20 protein-coding genes are annotated in these 17,294 nt (G+C 62.1%); 6 read left to right on the top strand and 14 right to left on the bottom strand.

The genetic code is table 11. The features are described 5' to 3' along the window. Positions 1-120 precede the first annotated feature (120 nt). From ASPU41_RS00650 to ASPU41_RS00610, 10 genes are all read right to left on the bottom strand, one after another. Positions 121-318, bottom strand: coding sequence for a Flp family type IVb pilin (locus tag ASPU41_RS00650; RefSeq protein ID WP_069949273.1), 198 nt, complete (start codon positions 316-318; stop codon positions 121-123). A 330-nt stretch (positions 319-648) separates the two neighbouring features. Next, complete coding sequence (locus ASPU41_RS00645) at positions 649-1,527, bottom strand: type II secretion system F family protein (protein ID WP_069949272.1); 879 nt, start codon at positions 1,525-1,527, stop codon at positions 649-651. Positions 1,528-1,538: 11 nt separating this feature from the next. Continuing rightward, entirely contained in the window at positions 1,539-2,480 is a 942-nt protein-coding gene (locus tag ASPU41_RS00640) for a type II secretion system F family protein (RefSeq protein WP_069949271.1), read from the bottom strand. A gap of 3 nt (positions 2,481-2,483) precedes the next feature. Beyond that, positions 2,484-3,830 carry a CpaF family protein gene (locus tag ASPU41_RS00635; RefSeq protein ID WP_157357075.1) on the bottom strand — a complete coding sequence of 449 codons (1,347 nt, stop codon included), beginning with the start codon at positions 3,828-3,830 and terminating at the stop codon, positions 2,484-2,486. A 119-nt stretch (positions 3,831-3,949) separates the two neighbouring features. After that, on the bottom strand, positions 3,950-5,149 hold the full coding sequence (locus ASPU41_RS00630; RefSeq protein WP_069949269.1) for an AAA family ATPase: 1,200 nt from the start codon (positions 5,147-5,149) through the stop codon (positions 3,950-3,952). Further along, positions 5,149-5,913, bottom strand: coding sequence for a Flp pilus assembly protein CpaB (gene cpaB / locus ASPU41_RS00625; protein ID WP_069949268.1), 765 nt, complete (start codon positions 5,911-5,913; stop codon positions 5,149-5,151). The genes ASPU41_RS00630 and cpaB overlap by 1 nt, the downstream gene beginning before the upstream one ends. Before the next feature lie 48 nt (positions 5,914-5,961). Beyond that, positions 5,962-6,921 carry a Tad domain-containing protein gene (locus ASPU41_RS00620; RefSeq protein ID WP_231941127.1) on the bottom strand — a complete coding sequence of 320 codons (960 nt, stop codon included), beginning with the start codon at positions 6,919-6,921 and terminating at the stop codon, positions 5,962-5,964. Positions 6,922-7,019: 98 nt separating this feature from the next. Beyond that, a complete protein-coding gene (locus ASPU41_RS21820) occupies positions 7,020-7,430 on the bottom strand; it encodes a TadE/TadG family type IV pilus assembly protein (RefSeq protein WP_231941126.1) in 411 nt (136 codons plus the stop codon). An 89-nt stretch (positions 7,431-7,519) separates the two neighbouring features. Then, positions 7,520-7,714, bottom strand: a complete 195-nt coding sequence (locus ASPU41_RS00615) for a Flp family type IVb pilin (protein WP_069949266.1) — start codon at positions 7,712-7,714, stop codon at positions 7,520-7,522. Positions 7,715-7,985: 271 nt separating this feature from the next. Further along, positions 7,986-8,651 (bottom strand): prepilin peptidase, encoded by a 666-nt coding sequence (locus ASPU41_RS00610; protein ID WP_069949265.1) that lies wholly within the window; start codon positions 8,649-8,651, stop codon positions 7,986-7,988. Between the two features lie 293 nt (positions 8,652-8,944). Here ASPU41_RS00610 and rplM point away from each other — a divergent pair, with 293 nt between their 5' ends. From rplM to ASPU41_RS00590, 4 genes are all read left to right on the top strand, one after another. Next, positions 8,945-9,388 (top strand): 50S ribosomal protein L13, encoded by a 444-nt coding sequence (gene rplM, locus ASPU41_RS00605; protein ID WP_024367145.1) that lies wholly within the window; start codon positions 8,945-8,947, stop codon positions 9,386-9,388. A 36-nt stretch (positions 9,389-9,424) separates the two neighbouring features. Next, complete coding sequence (rpsI, locus tag ASPU41_RS00600) at positions 9,425-9,934, top strand: 30S ribosomal protein S9 (RefSeq protein ID WP_069949264.1); 510 nt, start codon at positions 9,425-9,427, stop codon at positions 9,932-9,934. 181 nt (positions 9,935-10,115) lie between these two features. Next, positions 10,116-11,477: a phosphoglucosamine mutase gene (glmM, locus tag ASPU41_RS00595; protein WP_069949263.1), complete on the top strand. Its 1,362-nt coding sequence runs from the start codon at positions 10,116-10,118 to the stop codon at positions 11,475-11,477. Positions 11,478-11,542: 65 nt separating this feature from the next. Continuing rightward, complete coding sequence (locus ASPU41_RS00590) at positions 11,543-12,427, top strand: glycosyltransferase 87 family protein (protein WP_083266284.1); 885 nt, start codon at positions 11,543-11,545, stop codon at positions 12,425-12,427. On the opposite strand, the gene ASPU41_RS21815 is transcribed toward ASPU41_RS00590, so the two are convergent. The 3 genes from ASPU41_RS21815 to ASPU41_RS23920 form a co-directional block, all read right to left on the bottom strand. After that, positions 12,387-12,764, bottom strand: coding sequence for a M15 family metallopeptidase (locus ASPU41_RS21815; RefSeq protein ID WP_083266283.1), 378 nt, complete (start codon positions 12,762-12,764; stop codon positions 12,387-12,389). The genes ASPU41_RS00590 and ASPU41_RS21815 overlap by 41 nt on opposite strands. Before the next feature lie 95 nt (positions 12,765-12,859). Continuing rightward, complete coding sequence (mscL, locus tag ASPU41_RS00580) at positions 12,860-13,264, bottom strand: large conductance mechanosensitive channel protein MscL (RefSeq protein ID WP_069949260.1); 405 nt, start codon at positions 13,262-13,264, stop codon at positions 12,860-12,862. A gap of 129 nt (positions 13,265-13,393) precedes the next feature. Further along, positions 13,394-13,957, bottom strand: a complete 564-nt coding sequence (locus ASPU41_RS23920) for a M15 family metallopeptidase (protein WP_442856225.1) — start codon at positions 13,955-13,957, stop codon at positions 13,394-13,396. Between ASPU41_RS23920 and ASPU41_RS23915 the strand changes: the two genes are divergently transcribed. Next, positions 13,950-14,291 (top strand): hypothetical protein, encoded by a 342-nt coding sequence (locus ASPU41_RS23915; protein WP_442856224.1) that lies wholly within the window; start codon positions 13,950-13,952, stop codon positions 14,289-14,291. The genes ASPU41_RS23920 and ASPU41_RS23915 overlap by 8 nt on opposite strands. 10 nt (positions 14,292-14,301) lie before the next feature. Here the strand turns inward: ASPU41_RS23915 and coaA are convergent, their stop codons facing one another. Continuing rightward, positions 14,302-15,267 carry a type I pantothenate kinase gene (gene coaA / locus ASPU41_RS00570; protein WP_083266282.1) on the bottom strand — a complete coding sequence of 322 codons (966 nt, stop codon included), beginning with the start codon at positions 15,265-15,267 and terminating at the stop codon, positions 14,302-14,304. A gap of 134 nt (positions 15,268-15,401) precedes the next feature. Between coaA and glmS the strand changes: the two genes are divergently transcribed. Continuing rightward, positions 15,402-17,294, top strand: a complete 1,893-nt coding sequence (gene glmS / locus ASPU41_RS00565; RefSeq protein WP_069949258.1) for a glutamine--fructose-6-phosphate transaminase (isomerizing) — start codon at positions 15,402-15,404, stop codon at positions 17,292-17,294.

The following is a 17,294-nucleotide window of genomic DNA, read 5'->3' as shown; positions in this document are numbered from 1 at the left end:
ACCTTTCATCGGATGGACGGTGGCCGATAGGCGGCGTGGTCGGGGCCACGAACGGAGATGCGGTGAAGGAATGACACCTTCACCGCAACAATTTTCCTGTGTTGGAATGAACCACTACTGCTAAAGTGCCAGCTGAGTTTTGACATTGGTGAACAGAGTTGTCAGCTGGCCACCAAGGGCCGTGACTGCGACGATGATGGCAACGGCAATGAGGGCAACCATAATGCCGTATTCCACAGCAGTTGCACCTTTCTCGTCGCGAAGGCGGTTCTTGGCAGCGAAGCCGAGAGTCTGAAGAGTTGCGATAAGGGAAAGCATGGAGGCTCCTGAGCGAGTTTGGCGGCTGGCCCTGCACCAGCACTGAGAGGAACTTAGCAAGCGCCGACACGCCGAAGAGTCGACTTGGTGGGATCCTGCGCCAAGACTTACCGAACTGCACGTTCCCTGCATTGCCCCTGCGGGAATCCTGCGCGTGACTTGCGGGCACGCGGCTATAGCTGCCGGGCACAAGGAGGACCCCCTCGGTTCTGGGGTCCGAGGGGGTCCGGCTTTGGAGGACCCCCTCGGTTCTGGGGACCGAGGGGGTCCGGCTTGTGGAGGACCCCCTCGTCTCTGGGCCGAGGGGGTCCGGTCATTGGGGCGCTGGGCTTAGCTGAAGGCAGCGATGATGTTGATGGCGGCAGGTCCGAGGAGGACAATGAACAGCACCGGAAAGATGAACAGGAGCAGCGGAAACAGCACTTTCACAGGCAGCTTCATTGCCTTTTCCTCGGCCCGTTGCCGGCGCTTAACGCGCGCTTGCTTAGCTTGAGTTCGGAGGACTTTCGCGATTCCGATGCCATACTTGTCGGCTTGAACAACGGCACGGACGAAGCTGCGTAGCTCCAGGACCGAGGAGCGGTCTGCCAAAGCCTGATACGCCTCTTGCCGGGGCCGACCCACCTGGATGTCCTGGAGGGTGCGCGTCAGCTCCTGCGCGAGTGGGCCCGTGCCGTTTTGGCCCGCCCTGGACATGGCTGTTTCAAAACCCAGCCCGGCCTCCACGGAAATCAGCATCTGATCCAGAGTATTTGGCAGTTCCAGCTCGATTTCCTCCTGGCGTTTGATCCCTTTGTTGTAGATCAAAAGATCGGGCAGGAAGTAAGAGAAAATGGTCAGGAAAACGCCGATACCAAGGTTTTTGGGCGATGGATCGCTGCTGAACAAGTAGAACCCAATGACCGCGCCCACCAACGCGAGCGTGGGCTTAGCCACCGTCAACTTCTCCAGCGGAATGGATTGAGGGCGGCCTGCGAGGGATAGCCAACGATCCAGCCTGGCCACGTAGCCCGCAGGGGTCAATCTCTTCGAGATATCCAGGAGGGCCGGCGGGCGGACAACGTTGACGCTGCCGTTCTGGCCCAGGCCTTGTCCAAGATTCGCTTGGACGGCTAGAAGAGCCTTCCGGTCGGCCGTCAGGAGCGCCCAAGCAAGATAAGAACACGGCAGGACAACTATGGCGATGATGAGCCAACCAATTGGAGTCATGATGGCCTTCCCTAGAACTTGATCTTAACGATGCGGCTCATCCAGAATCCGCCGACGGCAAACATGATGAGACTTGCGACGAGCATTGCGATTCCGATGGGCTCGGTGAAGAAGACGTCTGTGTACCCTGGGTTGATCATGCTGATAAAGATAGCGACCACAACCGGCATGGCCATCAGTATGTAGGCGGACATCTTGCCCTCGCCGCTTAGCGCCCGCACCTGTCCCTTGATTTCGCTACGTTCCCGTATGGTGCCAGCCACTTGCTCCAGGACTTCAGCCAGATCTCCGCCGACCTCGCGATTGATCTGGATAGCTTGACCGATCCACTGGAAATCTTCGCTGTCCATGCGCTGGGCCGCTTCATCAAGAGCCAGATTGGCATCCTTGCCGATACGGACTTCGTTGACGATTCGGCTCAGTTCCTCAGAAGTAGGGGAGTCGGCCTCTGTTGCCGCTGCTTCGATTGAACGCATGATGCTGTGCCCCACACGCAGGCCACCGATGAGCATTTGTATGGTGTCGGTGAGCTGTGCCTCGAACTTTCCGCGGCGTTTGTCTGTCATTAAGGATAGGCCGATTTTGGCTAAGAACGGACCTGCAACTGCCAATAAGATACCGATAGGGCCGTTCGTAAGGAGCGCACCAAGAATTCCCCCGACAAGTGACGAGACTGCGACCATGAGAGTGAAGGTCGCCGGATCTGTCTTCACACCCGCGTTGTAGAGAACCGTCCGGTTGTACGGACCGCCCGAGTCTCCCAGCACTCCGCCCATGGCAGCCACAGCTGTTTGAGAGACCTTACCCAGCGAGGACTGGTCCGGCTGCGAGTCTGGCCGTCTGCGCTCGATTGGTATACCGGAGTAGCGTGGTTTGAGCACTACGACAAACAGTATTATCACTGCACCGAGGCAGAGGACTGTGGCCACAATAAAGAGAATCGGGGAATCCATGTCCTATCGCCTCCCCAGAGGCGCCATCGTCGGCCCGAAGACCGCCGGTGATACCGAAATACCGAGCTCAGCGAAACGATCCAAGAATCGGGGCCGAATACCCGTAGCAATGGGCTTGCCCAGAAAGCGCCCCTGCTCGTCCATCCCGGCGGCGTAATCGAAGACAAAGGCATCTTGGAGCGTGACTATGTCTCCTTCCATGCCCTGCACCTCGGTTACGTGCGTCACACGCCTGGTTCCGTCACGGAGGCGTGTCACCTGAACCAACAAGTCCACAGCGGACGACACCTGTTCGCGGATGGCACGGAGCGGCAGATCCATTCCGGCCATGAGTACCAGGGTTTCCAGGCGGGCGATTGCGTCACGCGGCGAATTGGCGTGCACGGTGGACAATGAGCCATCGTGACCGGTGTTCATTGCCTGGAGCATGTCCAGTGACTCGCCACCACGAACTTCGCCGACGATAATGCGGTCGGGGCGCATACGCAGCGAGTTACGCACGAGCTCGCGAATGCCCACGGCCCCTTTGCCCTCAATATTGGGTGGCCGGCTTTCCAATCGCACAACGTGTTCCTGTTGCAGTTGCAGCTCCACTGCGTCTTCGATGGTGACTATCCGGTCCTCTTCCGGGATGAACGAGGACAGGACGTTGAGCAGGGTTGTTTTTCCTGTGCCAGTACCACCGGAGACGATAATATTCAGCCGTGCCCGGACGCACGCGCTCAGCAGTTCGGCCATCTCAGGTGTAATCGAGCCCCACTCAATGAGGTTCTGCACGGTCAACGGCACTTGACTAAACTTGCGAATGGTCAGAGAAGGGCCGTTGACGGCCAGTGGAGGAATGATGGCGTTGACTCGGGACCCATCTTCCAGCCGTGCATCCACCAATGGCGAGGATTCATCGATCCGGCGGCCTACGCGGGACACGATCCGCTCGATGACTTTCCGCAAGTGGTCATCAGAACTGAACTGCGCTCCGGTCAATGAGAGATGGCCGTGGCGTTCCACATAGATCTGGTCGAAACGATTGACCATAATCTCCGTGACAGACGGATCCTCAAGCAACCGCTGAAGCGGCCCATAGCCCATCACTTCGTCGGCAATCTCTCTGATGAGGCGCCGACGTTCTTCGGGCGAGAGCGGTACTTGTTCCTGGTCGATGACCACGGACAACTCTTCAATGGCACTGGCCCGCAGCTCCTCCTCTGAGGATGAAGTATCACCAAATCGTGTGCCCATACGTTCGAATAATGCCAAGGCCGCGCGCTGCTTCAAGCCAGCCAATGCGTCCACAACCGGCTGCACGGGCGCCCCCCCGAGAGAACTTGATGAAGCCGGTACCGGGCGCATAGTTTGGCCAATGGTGGCTACCTTGGCTTCCAAGGCCTGGCCCTCCCGTTCGCTGTCGGCGAGAGAAGGCGTCTGAGGATCGACCTCAGCCTGTGTGCGGGAAAGCCGGGCTGACAGTTTCATGACACCACTACCCTTCGGTGAAGCTTGTGGTGACCCGCAGCCACCCATTGGGGATCGAAGCGCTCAACGAGCTTCTTGAGTCCTTTGGAGGCAGGCTCCCTGGAGTTGTTTTGCAGCACGGGCACTCCCCGGTTTGTGGAGAAAGGCAGAGTTCGTGAACGGGGGATGACGGCGTCAATGGGGACGCCGATCGTGGCTTCGACATCCTGGACCGAGATGCCACTTTTCCGATCCGCGAAATTCAGGACTGTATGGCGTCCTTGTGGCAACAGCTGCAACTCTCGGAGGACCGCAAAACACTTGTGGAGGCCACGGATACTGGGAACGTCCATTCCGCAAACCCATACTCCGTCAGTTGCCTGCTCCAAGGTCGCCAAGACGTGCTCGCCCAGCCCTGGTGCCGTATCTACGACGACGTACTTGAACTCGCTTGCCAGCTGATTGATGAGGCGACCGACGTGCGCTGCCGTGATGTAATCCGACTCTGCGGGCGTGCGCGGTGCGCACAGTGCGTAGATTCCGGCGGGGTGGACAGTCAGATAAGCCTTGAGGACCATGGAGTCCTGGGCGGCGGCGCCGTGCACGGCATCGGAAATAGAATGCTCCGGCTCCAGCAACAACCCTGAGGCGACGTCACCAAACTGCAAATCCAAGTCCACAATAACTACGCTCATTGGGGCAACCTTGCCCAACCCGATGGCCAGGTTCGTAGCGACGGTGGTCTTCCCAACCCCACCTTTGGGAGACATAACCGCGATGACTCGCCCCCGCTCCTGACCGGATTCAGGGGCTGCCGACATCCCGCGGCGTCGGCTTGCGGATGCCAGGCATGACCGCTCCAACAGGACGCGGAGGTCGTTCACGCCAATTTCAGACGTCACCACGTCCCGTATGCCCGAATGCATGGCCCGCAGCACCAGTTCCGGGCTGGGTTCGGCGACCAACAGGAGGCTAACCTCTGGAAATTGGAGGTCGAAAACCGTCGCCAGCTTTAGTGCGTCATCGGGCGCGACGCCGGGTCCCAGGATGAGTACCTCGGGCGGAGCGCCGTTCAGCTGTTTGAAGACGTCATCAGGACCGCCCTTGAGGACATCGGGCGACAGCGTTTGCAGTTCGCCATGGAGAGCCCCCGAGATGGCCTGACGGACTCGGCCTTCGAAATCCCTTACCGCCGTGATTGCGACGAAGCGGCTCATCAGTACAGCCCTCCAAAGGTGGTGACCGGAGGATCGTTGTTAGTGGAGGTTGGGGTTTGCTTGGAAAGCCACAGGGTGCCAAATTCTGCGCCGAAGACGAGCTTTGCGGCGTCAGCGTCGGTCCTCGCTACCGTGACGAACGCAGATCCGTTGGGCATTTCGACCCCAGATTCAGATCCGGTCGAATTCTTAGTGTCTGCGGCTGCCTTCTGAACGGCTGTGACCAGGACGTCCTGGAACAGCAGGCCGGTGGACTGCTTCCAGCCTTTCACCTCAGGCGGCACGGTAGCATCCGCCGGCATGCCCTCTTCGGTTTTGAATGAGGAGTAGACAGTAACGATGTCTCCGGCTTCGATCCTGCCGCCGAGGAGACGTTCGGGCGCCAGGAGAAGCGTGACCTCTTCCAGCCCGTCGGGCACCGGCACAGTGCCTGGAACGAGTTCGCGGGGATCAACAAGCCGTGAGGCCAGGAGTTGTTCGCCTGGCTGCAGATCGACGGCCGTGACTGTGCCTTCCCTTTGACTGAGCGTCTCCAATGCCCCCTCGGGGACGGCAGTCTTGGGGATCGCTTCAGAGCGGACCCTCGTGCCCAAGTCTGACGTTTTGGTGCCCGCAGGGACTGACTCTTGAACAACCAAGACATTGACGGGCTCCAGCCCTGCCTGCGCGCGGGTGGCCGCGCCTTGCACGTAAACAAATAGTAAGATGGCTCCAACAACGGCCAATACCAAAGCCGCGATGCCTCCCAGTAGGCGTGACTTCACTGTGTTTCTCCTTAGTCAATAGAACAAGATGATGGAGCGGTGGGGCCGCTATCCGGTGAGCTCGACCTTGGATGCCCCAAAGTTTGGCGCCCCACCGGTGGCGATCCGGCCCTCCTCGAGAGTGACGAAGCGGGTAAAGAACCCTTGAAGACCACGGCACATTCCGGTGCAGGATGGAGCGCTGGTGTCGTCATGCGTTAGCTCCGGACCGCCCCCGAACTTGTACCCTGTGACCTGAAATGCTGCGAATCCGATAAGTGTGTACTGCGTTTTGTCGCCGCCGCCGCTGATAGCTGAACTGAAGAGTGGGATGAGGACCGGCTCGTTCAGTAGTCCCTTGAGAACGTCCTGACAGACCTTTTCCGCCCCTCCCGTTTTGGGAAATGAATTGCCGGGTTGGCCGTTGACCGTGCCATCGGCAGTGACGTCAGCGGAACAATCTGCGTTTGCTTCCAGCCACCCGAAGCCGCCAGGCGCGTATCCGTTCTGCGCTTCGCACCCTTCGTAATCCGGGGTTTTTTCGTCATACCGGAGCAACAAATGGGTCGCTATTGGATCGCCGGTAAAGTTACCCGTTGAATCCAACTCGGCCCGCTGGCTGGCTGTGAGGAAGTCTCGGAATACGCACTCACTCACCGTCCAGGGGAGTGTCGAACCGGAATCCGGAGGACCCCAGGAGGCTTCAGCAACGGCGTGAATCTCTGTGGTTTCGAATCCCATCAGCCTCGCGAAAAAGAGTGAGAAACTGTCAGCGTCGGAGCCGGCTGCGCGGGCGAAGGTTTCCACGCGAACAGTGGTCGCGGCTGGAAAGGTTACAGAGGTAACACCGCTGGCGGCGTCATTGCTGTTCGAGTTGGCAAGAAGATCCGCAGTTGCGTCGGTGTCGCCGCAAGTACCGCCTGCGCAGTCGCCTGCGATTGCCAGAGCGCCGGAATCTGCACCATTCTGCAGTTGAGCCTTTTCGGCATACATGGCTCCAACGTCGACAGCCAGTGCGGCAAAGCCCAAGAGTGCAACCAGTAATATTGCCACGAGGATGGTTGCCGCACCCCGCTCCGGCTCAGAATTCTCCCGAGCTAACCGGGGGTCAACTGGCAATTCCTCTATTAACCGCCGCATCTCATTACTCCCACTCCAGTTAAGGCCATCGGAAATATTCCCGGTCCACCAAAAAAGCCGGCGTCAAGAAACCCGGACAATGAGGGAAGCGTCACGTTTGTGGTAACGGTGACATTCGCTCCCGTTGCACAAGCAGATGCATCGTTGGCGACCCCGACACCCAGGCCAGCTAATGAAGGTGCCGCCGCAAGAGCAGCCCCAGTTACATCAAGGGACGCGTCGTCATAGTTAATGGCAGCATGGCGCGCACCTTCACGGGCGGCTTGTGTCAAAGACACTTGGACATTGAGAACGCGGCCAAACTCGACTGTTCCAATGACTAGCAATAGCAATAGCGGCAGGATCATTGCCATTTCTACGGCTACCGCGCCGCGCTCGTTATGTTTGGTATTCGACACCGATGCTCCCCGGTTCGCTCAGTTGATCCCAATTAATAGGTTTGGCGGCGGAAATAGCACTCCGCCGCCAAACGTTAGTCCGAGTCCGACTACAGCTGGGCGGTGACTCCGGCGAACATATCGCGGATTGTGGTACCAAGCGGGCCGACAGCAGCGATGACTATGACAGCGATGAGGGCGACCATGATGCCGTATTCCACCATCGTTGCGCCCTTTTCGTCGGAAGCCATCTTGTCCTTGACGCCGGCGACAAATGCGAGCATTGAAACCATGAGACCAGTCATTTTGAAGTTCCTTTTCCAGAGTTGTGAATGTGAAACGGAATTCCAGCAAATCCCCTGTTGCTAAACCCCCCGGAGTTCCGTTGGGACAACAGTGGCACGGCAATTAACGGCACGGCAATGAATCGGAATACCCGAGTTTTTGGGATGGAAACGCGTGCGCTACGTGCCATTCGCGGAGGCTGTACTCAGTTTTGTGTCAACTCTTGGGACGCACTACTTGTATTGATGCGTCCGCTTACTAACGAGGACAGAGATGCGGCAGTGGCTGGTGTTACGGAAGAAGCAGGATGATGGCCAGTCCGGCTGCGAGCATTGAGGGGCCGTAGGCCACCTCTTTTGGCTTGTTTTCGCGGTTTTTAAGCAGCAGGATCACCGAGGCGAGGCCGCCGGCGACGAAAGCCAGGGCTCCTCCGTAGAAGAGCTGCGACCAACCTAGGTAGCCTAAGTACAGTCCAAGTGGTGCCGCGAGCTTCACGTCGCCCATTCCGAGGCCATTTCGGCTTGTCAGGGCAAGAATTAAGTAAGAAATGAACAAGATCACGGACCCGGCGAGTCCGCGAATCAGGTCGCCGGCTGCCCCCTGTGCCAGCGAAGCGAACGTAAGCAGCGCCAGGCCAGCCCCCAGCAGGGGCCCAACAAGCCGGTTCGGCAGCAAATGGTGAACAATATCGATCCGCGCCAGCGGCACGGCGAAAATGCCAAGTAATACGTACGCGGGAAGTTCGGCGGAACTCCCGAAGCGCCATGCCAGCAGGGCCGAGAGGAAAAAGGTGACCGCCGCCGTCGTGATCTTCAGCCTGGTGGTGGCCTTGCCGGCCAGCTGGGGGAGGGTGCGCCGGACCAGAGTGTCGGCAATCAGTCCCAGGCACAGGCCGGCGAAGCCGACCCCGGCAATGAACAGCGGCGATGCGGAGCCAACGGCGGCGGTATCGAACACGTTTCCTCCAGGGATGCGGCAGGCCGGCGGCGGGCAGAATGCATCCGGACACCCCATTTTGACCCAGTGACACGTCGTCCGCTATTATTGGTAGTCGTTGTGCGTGTCCTTCTCGATGATGCGTGCCCGCTTGGAATCCGGTTGCAGGATAACTACCCAGCGTGCACATTCGAGACTTCAGGATTACTGGTTACATAGAGCCCTCACCTCTGTTCCGGTAGCGCATAGATAGTAGGTGCACCTTCGTGTGACGCCTAAAACAAGAACGCCAGAACAAGAACGAGGCAAACACCGTGCGTACGTACACCCCGAAGCCCGGCGATATCAACCGCCAGTGGCACGTCATTGACGCCACAGACGTTGTCCTTGGTCGTCTCGCGAGCCAGACCGCAATCCTGCTGCGCGGCAAGCACAAGGCAACCTTTGCGTCCCACATGGACATGGGCGACTTCGTCATCATCATCAACGCTGAAAAGGTTGCCCTCACCGGCGCCAAGCTGGAGCAGAAGCGCGCATACCGCCACTCCGGTTACCCGGGCGGCCTGACCTCCGTCACCTACGCGGAGCTGCTGGAGTCCAACCCGGTCCGCGCCGTGGAGAAGGCCATCAAGGGCATGCTCCCGAAGAACTCCCTCGCTGCACAGCAGCTGGGCAAGCTGAAGGTCTACAAGGGTGCCGAGCACCCCCACGCCGCCCAGCAGCCCAAGACTTACGAAATCACCCAGGTCGCCCAGTAGTCCTGGCCACCAACCAACTTTTTATCAAGGAGAATCGTGGCTCAGAACGAAGAACTGACCACCGAGGCCGTTGTGGCTGAGGAAAACCTGACCAGCTACACCTCGGAAAGCGGTCCTGCAGAAGCAGAAGCGCCCAAGAAGGAACGCCCGGCCCTCACGGTTGCCGGCGCGGCAGTTGGCCGTCGCAAGGAAGCCGTCGCGCGCGTTCGCATCGTGCCCGGCACCGGCAAGTGGATCATCAACGGCCGCGAGCTGGCCAACTACTTCCCGAACAAGCTGCACCAGCAGGACGTCAACGAGCCCTTCAAGATCCTCGATCTTGATGGCGCCTACGACGTTTTTGCCCGCATCCACGGTGGCGGCATCTCCGGCCAGGCCGGCGCCCTGCGCCTCGGCATCGCCCGTTCACTGAACGAGATTGACACCGAGAACAACCGCGCCACCCTGAAGAAGGCCGGCTACCTGCGCCGTGACGCCCGCGTCATCGAGCGCAAGAAGGCCGGTCTCAAGAAGGCCCGTAAGGCTCAGCAGTACTCGAAGCGCTAAACCCGCTTCCAAGCGCATCTGGCGCTTGCACGAAAGCCCGTTCCGCCCATTGTGGCGGGGCGGGCTTTCGCCGTTTAACCAGCGCAAACGCCGGCATCTGGCCGGCAACCCGGCGGCGCCGCGGGTCCGTCACGCGGTCCCGGGGCCGGACCCGGTCCCTTGATCGTCTAAACTTGACCCGATGTCTAGATTATTTGGAACAGATGGTGTCCGGGGTTTGGCGAACGGCCTGCTGACGGCCGAACTGGCGTTGCAGCTGGCCCAGGCCGCCGCCGTCGTGCTTGGCCATGACCGCAATACGAACGGAACACGGCCGCGCGCCGTGGTTGCCAGGGACCCCCGCGCCAGCGGCGAGTTCATTGCGGCTGCGGTGGAAGCGGGGCTCTCCAGCTCCGGAATCGACGTTTATGACGCCGGCGTGCTGCCCACCCCGGCCGCGGCCTACCTGGTGGCAGACCTGGACGCGGACTTCGGCGTGATGATCTCCGCCTCGCACAACCCCGCCCCGGACAACGGCATCAAGTTCTTTGCCCGCGGCGGCCAGAAGCTCCCGGACGATGTGGAAAACGCCATCGAGGAACAGCTCGGCAAGGAGCCGCGCCGCCCGGTCGGCGGCGAGGTCGGCCGGATCCAGCGCTTCTCCGACGCTGAGGACCGCTACATCGTGCATCTGCTCGGCACCCTCCCGCACCGCCTGGACGGTCTCAAGGTCGTGCTGGACTGCGCCCATGGCGCGGCCAGCGGCTGCTCCCCGCAGGTCTTCAAGGACGCGGGTGCAGACGTGATCCTCATCGGTGCCGAGCCGGACGGACTCAACATCAACGAAGGGGTTGGCTCCACCCACCTGGGGCCGCTGACGCAGGCAGTCCTGGCCCACGGCGCCGACCTGGGCATTGCCCACGACGGCGACGCTGACCGCTGCCTCGCAGTGGACCACGAAGGAAACGTCGTCGACGGCGACGAGATCATGGCCATCCTCGCCGTGGCACTGAAAGCCTCGGGCAAGCTCAAGGACAACGTCCTCGTGGCAACCGTGATGAGCAACCTCGGACTCAAGATCGCACTCCGAGAGGCCGGCATCAGCCTGCGCGAAACAGGCGTGGGCGACCGCTACGTCCTGGAAGGGATGCGCGAAGGCGGCTTCAACCTCGGCGGCGAGCAGTCCGGACACGTGATCTTCGCCGACCACGCCACCACCGGCGACGGCGTCCTCACCGGACTGCAGATCGCCGCCCAGGTCGCTCTCACGGGCCGTCCGCTGAAGGAACTGGCCACGGTGATGACCAAGCTCCCGCAGGTCCTGATCAACGTCAAGGGCGTGGACCGCACCCGGGTCAACGGTGACGCAGCCCTCGCCGCGGCCGTGGCCCTCGCCGAGGCCGAGCTTGGCGACACCGGCCGCGTCCTCCTGCGCCCCTCCGGAACCGAACCGGTGGTCCGCGTCATGGTCGAGGCGGCATCGCAGGAAACCGCCCAGGCCGTCGCGGAGCGCCTTGCGCAGGTGGTCCGGACCGAGCTGGCCCTGGAGCTTGTCGCGGACTAAGCCGCCACGAGGCCGGCGGGGGGCGCTTCAGCGGCAGCGGCGTCGCAATATGGCACTATCAGGTCATGGGTAGACTTTCCGGCACGCTAGCACTTGCCATCGACGCGTCACCTAGAAGCTGGTCTGATTTCGCTTCAAAGTATCCGCTGTTCATGAGGCTGGCGGTTGTCCTCATATGGCCCCTGGGTTTGCTTTTCGCGTTCATGTCCCTCAAAGCAGCCGTCATGAGTGAGGCATTGGGGCAAGACGCGCATGCTTATTGGCTCGCAGCCCAGGGCGAGCTTGTCTACGAGAGGGCTCCGGGCCAAAGAGACGCATACCTCTACTCACCCGCCTTCATTACGGTGCTGAGGCCCTTGGCCCTGCTCCCTTGGCAGCTCTTTCTAGCGATGTGGATCTGCCTCGAAGCAGTGGTCCTTTGCTGGCTCCTCAAGCCTCTGAAGCTCCGGTGGTCGGTCCCGACTTTCATGCTCTGCCTGCCAGAGCTCGTGGTGGGCAACATCTACATTTTGCTTGCCGCCGCGGCTGTTGTCGGCATGCAAAAGCCAGCCATTTGGTCCTTTCCCATCCTGACGAAGGTCACGGCCGGCGTCGGTCTTCTATGGTTCGCGGCGCGCGGCGAGTGGCGCCAACTCCAGCGTGGCGCCGCCGGTCTGGCGACAATTGTCTTTATTTCCTACGCCCTGGATCCTATGGGTTGGCAGGCTTGGCTGCAGTTTCTTCTCGAACATAGGGATGGCACACCGGACTCCCGCACAAGCTTCTTCCTGCGTTGCCTGCTGGCTGTAGCGCTGGTGGTGATTGGTGCCCGAAAGCAGTGGCCGTTGCTCATAGCTCCCGCTATGGTCCTGGCATCTCCGGTACTTGTAGGCACAATCCCGCTGACCCTGTTGGCCGCGGTCCCCAGGCTCACCGGGATGGCCTTAAAAGGAGCGGAAGATTCCTCCTAGGCCTCTTACAAGTAGGCCGGGGGGCTTCCAGGCCGAAGTGTTTTTCAAGCGTCTCGATGCCGCGGTCTTTCATGTCCGTCGCGGCCCGCACCCCGATGAAGCGCAAGTGCCAGGGCTCGTTGTTGTGGCCGGTGATCGGGTGCAACAGCCAGGGACAGCACACGACCAAGCCGAACTGGTGCGCGTTGCCTTTCGCCCACACCGCTGCCCGCTGCTTGGCGAAGCAGAGCTTGAAGCCGCACGCGCAGCGGCAATCGCCGATGTCGGTGGCCCGGCCGGTATGGGGTTCGGAGTGGCCGGAACGGGCGGAGGCGGTGTCCGCTAAGGATCTACGCAGTACTGCTTAAGCAAAGGAACGGCCCGCCTCTCGAGGCGGGCCGTTCGGTATTTAAGGACTGTCCGGTATTCAATGACCATCCGGGTTGCCGTGGACTAGTGCTGGCGCTGCTGCAAGGAGTCTCGGATTTCGGTCAGCAGCGCGATCTGCGGATCCTCGGCTGCTTCTTCCTTGACGCCCGGGTCGATGCCGAGGCGGCGGTTGCGCCGTTCGATCATGTGGTTCATGGGAACGACGACGACGAAGTAGATGGCGCCCGCGACGAGGAGGAAGTTGACGATCGCCGTCAGCAACACCCCGAACCTGATGTCATTGCCGTTCAGGGTGACGAGGGCGAAGCTGTCGAAGTTGGGCGAACCAACCACACCTGCGACAAACGGCATCAGCACGCTCTGGACCAGTGCCGTTACCACGGCGCCAAACGCGGCACCGATAACGACCGCGACGGCAAGGTCCACGACGTTGCCTTTGAGAATAAAGCTCTTGAATCCTGTCAACATGTCCCCAAGCTATCCCAGCCGCGTGAACACGCCGTGTCGCGGAGGTAATAAGCGCCGTGTTCTGTGTCGGGGTGAACGCCGATGTCCCGGGCACTCACGGGGGCTCCCAGGGCCTCCCAAGCCGTGCCGCTACAGGTAGGCCGGTGCCGCCTCGAGCCCGAAGTACTGCTCGAGGGTCGCGATGCCCCGGGAGTCCATCTCGCCCGCGGCCTCCACGCCCACGTAGCGCAGGTGCCAGGGCTCGTAATAGTAGCCGGTGATCTCATGGAACATCCACGGATAACGCACCACGAAACCGAAGAGGTGGGCATTGGCTTTCGCCCAGACCGCTGCCGGCTGATTGGCGAACGCCGGAGTGAAACTGTCCCGTCCGCTGCCGTCGCCGATGTCGAAGGACCAGCCCGTCTGGTGTTCCGAGTAGCCGGGCCGCGCTGAGGCGGTGTCCGCCGCGGCCTGGCCCTCCGACTGGACGTAGCGGTTGTACGTGGCGGCCTGGGTGTTGAAGGACCGGTAACCGCTCGCGAGGGTCATGACGACGCCGGCGGCTGCGGCCGCGGCGAACATCCGCTCCGCGGCGGCCGCCGTCGTGCTGTTGAGCAGCGCCGCCTCGCCGGAGGTGGCAAGGCGCACGCGTGGCTGCACCAGGTCGGCCGGCACGTAGTCGGCGGGGGAGAGCGGCCGGTGCTTGTTCACGACCACCCAGGGGCTCGCCGGGTCGGAGAGCGAGTGCGCGGGCGCGGCAGCGGAGGGTGCCGGGGGAACCGTCTCCGGCGCCGGCGCGGCGGGACTGTCCGGCGCGGGCTCAATGGACGGCGTGCCCCCTGCGGTGGCGGACGGCATCGCGCTGAGAGCCGCCGACACGGACGGGGAAGCCGAGGCCGACGACGTCGGCCGGGCGGCTTCGGGGACGCAGGCGCTCAGGGCTGCGAGCCCGGATCCAGCCAGCAGCAGGCGGCTGAATGCCCGCCTGCTGGAGGTTCCGGCGGCGGAGTCCGGCACCCCGGGAGACACAGCGGACGCGTCGTAGCACACCTGTGCTAGACCTTGCGCAGCAGCATACGGCGGATGGAATGGTCCGAGTCCTTGGTGAGGACCAGCTGCGCGCGGCCGCGGGTGGGGAGCACGTTTTCCTCAAGGTTCGGTTCGTTGATGCGCTTCCAGATCTCGCGTGCGGTCTCTTCCGCCTCGGCGTCCGAGAGCGTGGCGTAGCGGTGGAAGTACGACTCCGGCTGCGCGAACGCGGTGGTCCGCAGTTTGCGGAAGCGGTCCACGTACCACTCCTCTATATAGGACGTTTTGGCATCAACATAGATGGAAAAATCGAAGAAGTCACTCACGGCCAGGCCCTGCCGGCCGTCATGCCGGGGCCGGGCCGGCGCCAGGACGTTCAGCCCCTCAACGATCAGCACGTCGGGGCGGCGCACCACCACTTCCTTGCCGGGGACGATGTCGTAGGTCACGTGGGAATACCAGGGCGCCCGGACTTCCTCGGCGCCGCCCTTGACCTCGCTCACGAAGCGGAGCAGGGCACGCCGGTCGTAGGACTCGGGGAATCCCTTGCGCTCCAGGAGCTGCCGTCGCTTGAGTTCCGCCAGCGGGTACAGGAAGCCGTCGGTGGTGATCAGTTCAACATTGGGGGTGCCGGGCCAGCGGCGGAGCATCTCGCGGAGCACGCGGGCGATGGTCGACTTGCCCACGGCCACCGAACCGGCGACGCCGATCACGAACGGCGTGCGCTGGGTCTGCTCGCCGAGGAACGTGGTGGTGGCCGCGTGGAGCTGGCCTGCCGCCTCGACATACAGGTGCAGCAGCCGGGACAGCGGGAGGTAGACGTCGCGGACTTCCTTCAGATCAAGGGGATCGCCGAGGCCGCGGAGGCGCAGCACGTCCTCCCGGTTGAGGGGCTGTTCCATCTGGGCAGCGAGCCGGGACCAGGTCTGCCGGTCCAGCTCCACGAACGGGGAGGCGCCGTCGCCGTTCGCTTCATTGCGTTGCAAAGTCACCCTAGAGATTCTGCCCCCCGCCGGGCCGAGAGCGAAATGACGGGTCCCCGGGACGTGCCGCGCGGGCAGCGAACAGCGTCTTGCGGCCGTTCATCCTACGTCCGCTGTCCGGGAAACCCGCTAGGCTTGAGTCCATGTGTGGAATCGTTGGATATGTGGGCCACTCTGCTGGCCGAGTAAATACTGGACACAATGCCCTGGACGTTGTCCTTGAGGGACTGCGGCGCTTGGAATACCGGGGCTACGACTCGGCAGGCATCGCCGTGGTGGCTGACGGAACCATTTCGTCCCGCAAGAAGTCAGGCAAACTGAGCAACCTGATTGCCGAACTCGAGGCCAACCCGCTGCCGGAATCGCTGACCGGCATCGGTCACACCCGCTGGGCCACCCATGGCGGCCCGACGGACCAGAATGCACACCCGCATCTCGCCGATGAGGGCAAACTGGCCGTTATCCACAACGGCATCATCGAAAACTTTGCCGAACTCAAGCTCGAACTCGTGCGCAAGGGCGTGGTCTTCCACTCTGAGACTGACACCGAAGTGGCCGCCGCGCTCCTGGGTGACATCTACCGGAACCAGGTCCACGGCGGCTCGTCCCGGGGCGACCTCACCAAAGCCATGCAGCTTGCCTGCCAGCGCCTCGAAGGCGCCTTCACCCTGCTCGCCATCCACGCGGACCAGCCCGACATCGTGGTGGCGGCCCGCCGCAACTCCCCGCTCGTCGTCGGCCTCGGTGAGGGCGAGAACTTCCTCGGCTCCGACGTCTCCGGTTTCATCGACTACACCCGGCGCGCCGTCGAACTCGGCCAGGACCAGATCGTGACCATCACCGCTGACACCGTGGAAATCACGGACTTCTACGGCGCCCCGGCCGAAGGCAAGGAATACCACGTCAACTGGGACCCGGCCTCCGCCGAAAAGGGCGGTTTCCCGTCCTTTATGGAAAAGGAAATCCACGACCAGCCGGACGCCGTGCTGCAGACCCTGCTGGGCCGCTCGGACATCAACGGCAAACTGACCCTTGACGAACTCCGGATTGATCCGGAACTGCTCAAGAACGTCGACAAGATCATCGTCCTGGCCTGCGGCACGTCCGCCTACGCCGGACAGGTTGCCAAGTACGCGATCGAGCACTGGTGCCGGATCGCCACCGAGGTGGAGCTCTCGCACGAATTCCGATACCGCGACCCGATCGTCGACGAGAACACCCTGATCGTCTCGATCTCCCAGTCCGGGGAGACCATGGACACCCTGATGGCCGTCCGCTACGCCAAGGAACAGGGCGCCAAGACGGTCTCGATCTGCAACACCAACGGCTCCACGATCCCGCGCGAATCCGACGCCGTGCTCTACACCCACGCCGGCCCGGAAATCGCCGTCGCCTCCACCAAGGCCTTCCTGGCGCAGATCACCGCCGCCTACCTCCTGGGCCTCTACCTGGCCCAGCTGCGCGGCAACAAGTTCCAGGGCGAGATCAAGGACATCCTCGCGGACCTGAACAAGATCCCCGCCAAGATCCAGCGGATCCTCGACAACGAGGCGCAGATCAAGGAACTCGGCACGGCCATGGCGGACGCCAAGTCCGTGCTGTTCCTGGGCCGCCACGTCGGTTTCCCGGTGGCGATGGAGGGCGCGCTCAAGCTCAAGGAACTCGCCTACATCCATGCCGAGGGCTTCGCCGCCGGCGAGCTCAAGCACGGCCCGATTGCGCTGATCGAGGAGGGCCAGCCCGTCTTCGTGGTGGTCCCCTCGCCGCGGGGCAGGGACTCGCTGCACGCCAAGGTCGTCTCCAACATCCAGGAAGTCCGGGCGCGCGGCGCCAAGACGATCGTGATCGCGGAAGAGGGCGACGAGGCCGTCAAGGCCTACGCCGAGCACGTCTTCTACATCCCGGAGACCCCCCCGCTGCTGGCCCCGCTGCTCAGCACGGTCCCGCTGCAGATCTTTGCCCTTGCCCTGGCCTCGGCCAAGGGTTACGACGTCGACCAGCCTCGCAACCTGGCCAAGAGCGTGACCGTAGAATAA

The organism is Arthrobacter sp. U41, assembly GCF_001750145.1.
Classification (GTDB): Bacteria; Actinomycetota; Actinomycetes; order Actinomycetales; family Micrococcaceae; genus Arthrobacter.
This window is presented reverse-complemented; position numbering and strand designations above follow the sequence as displayed.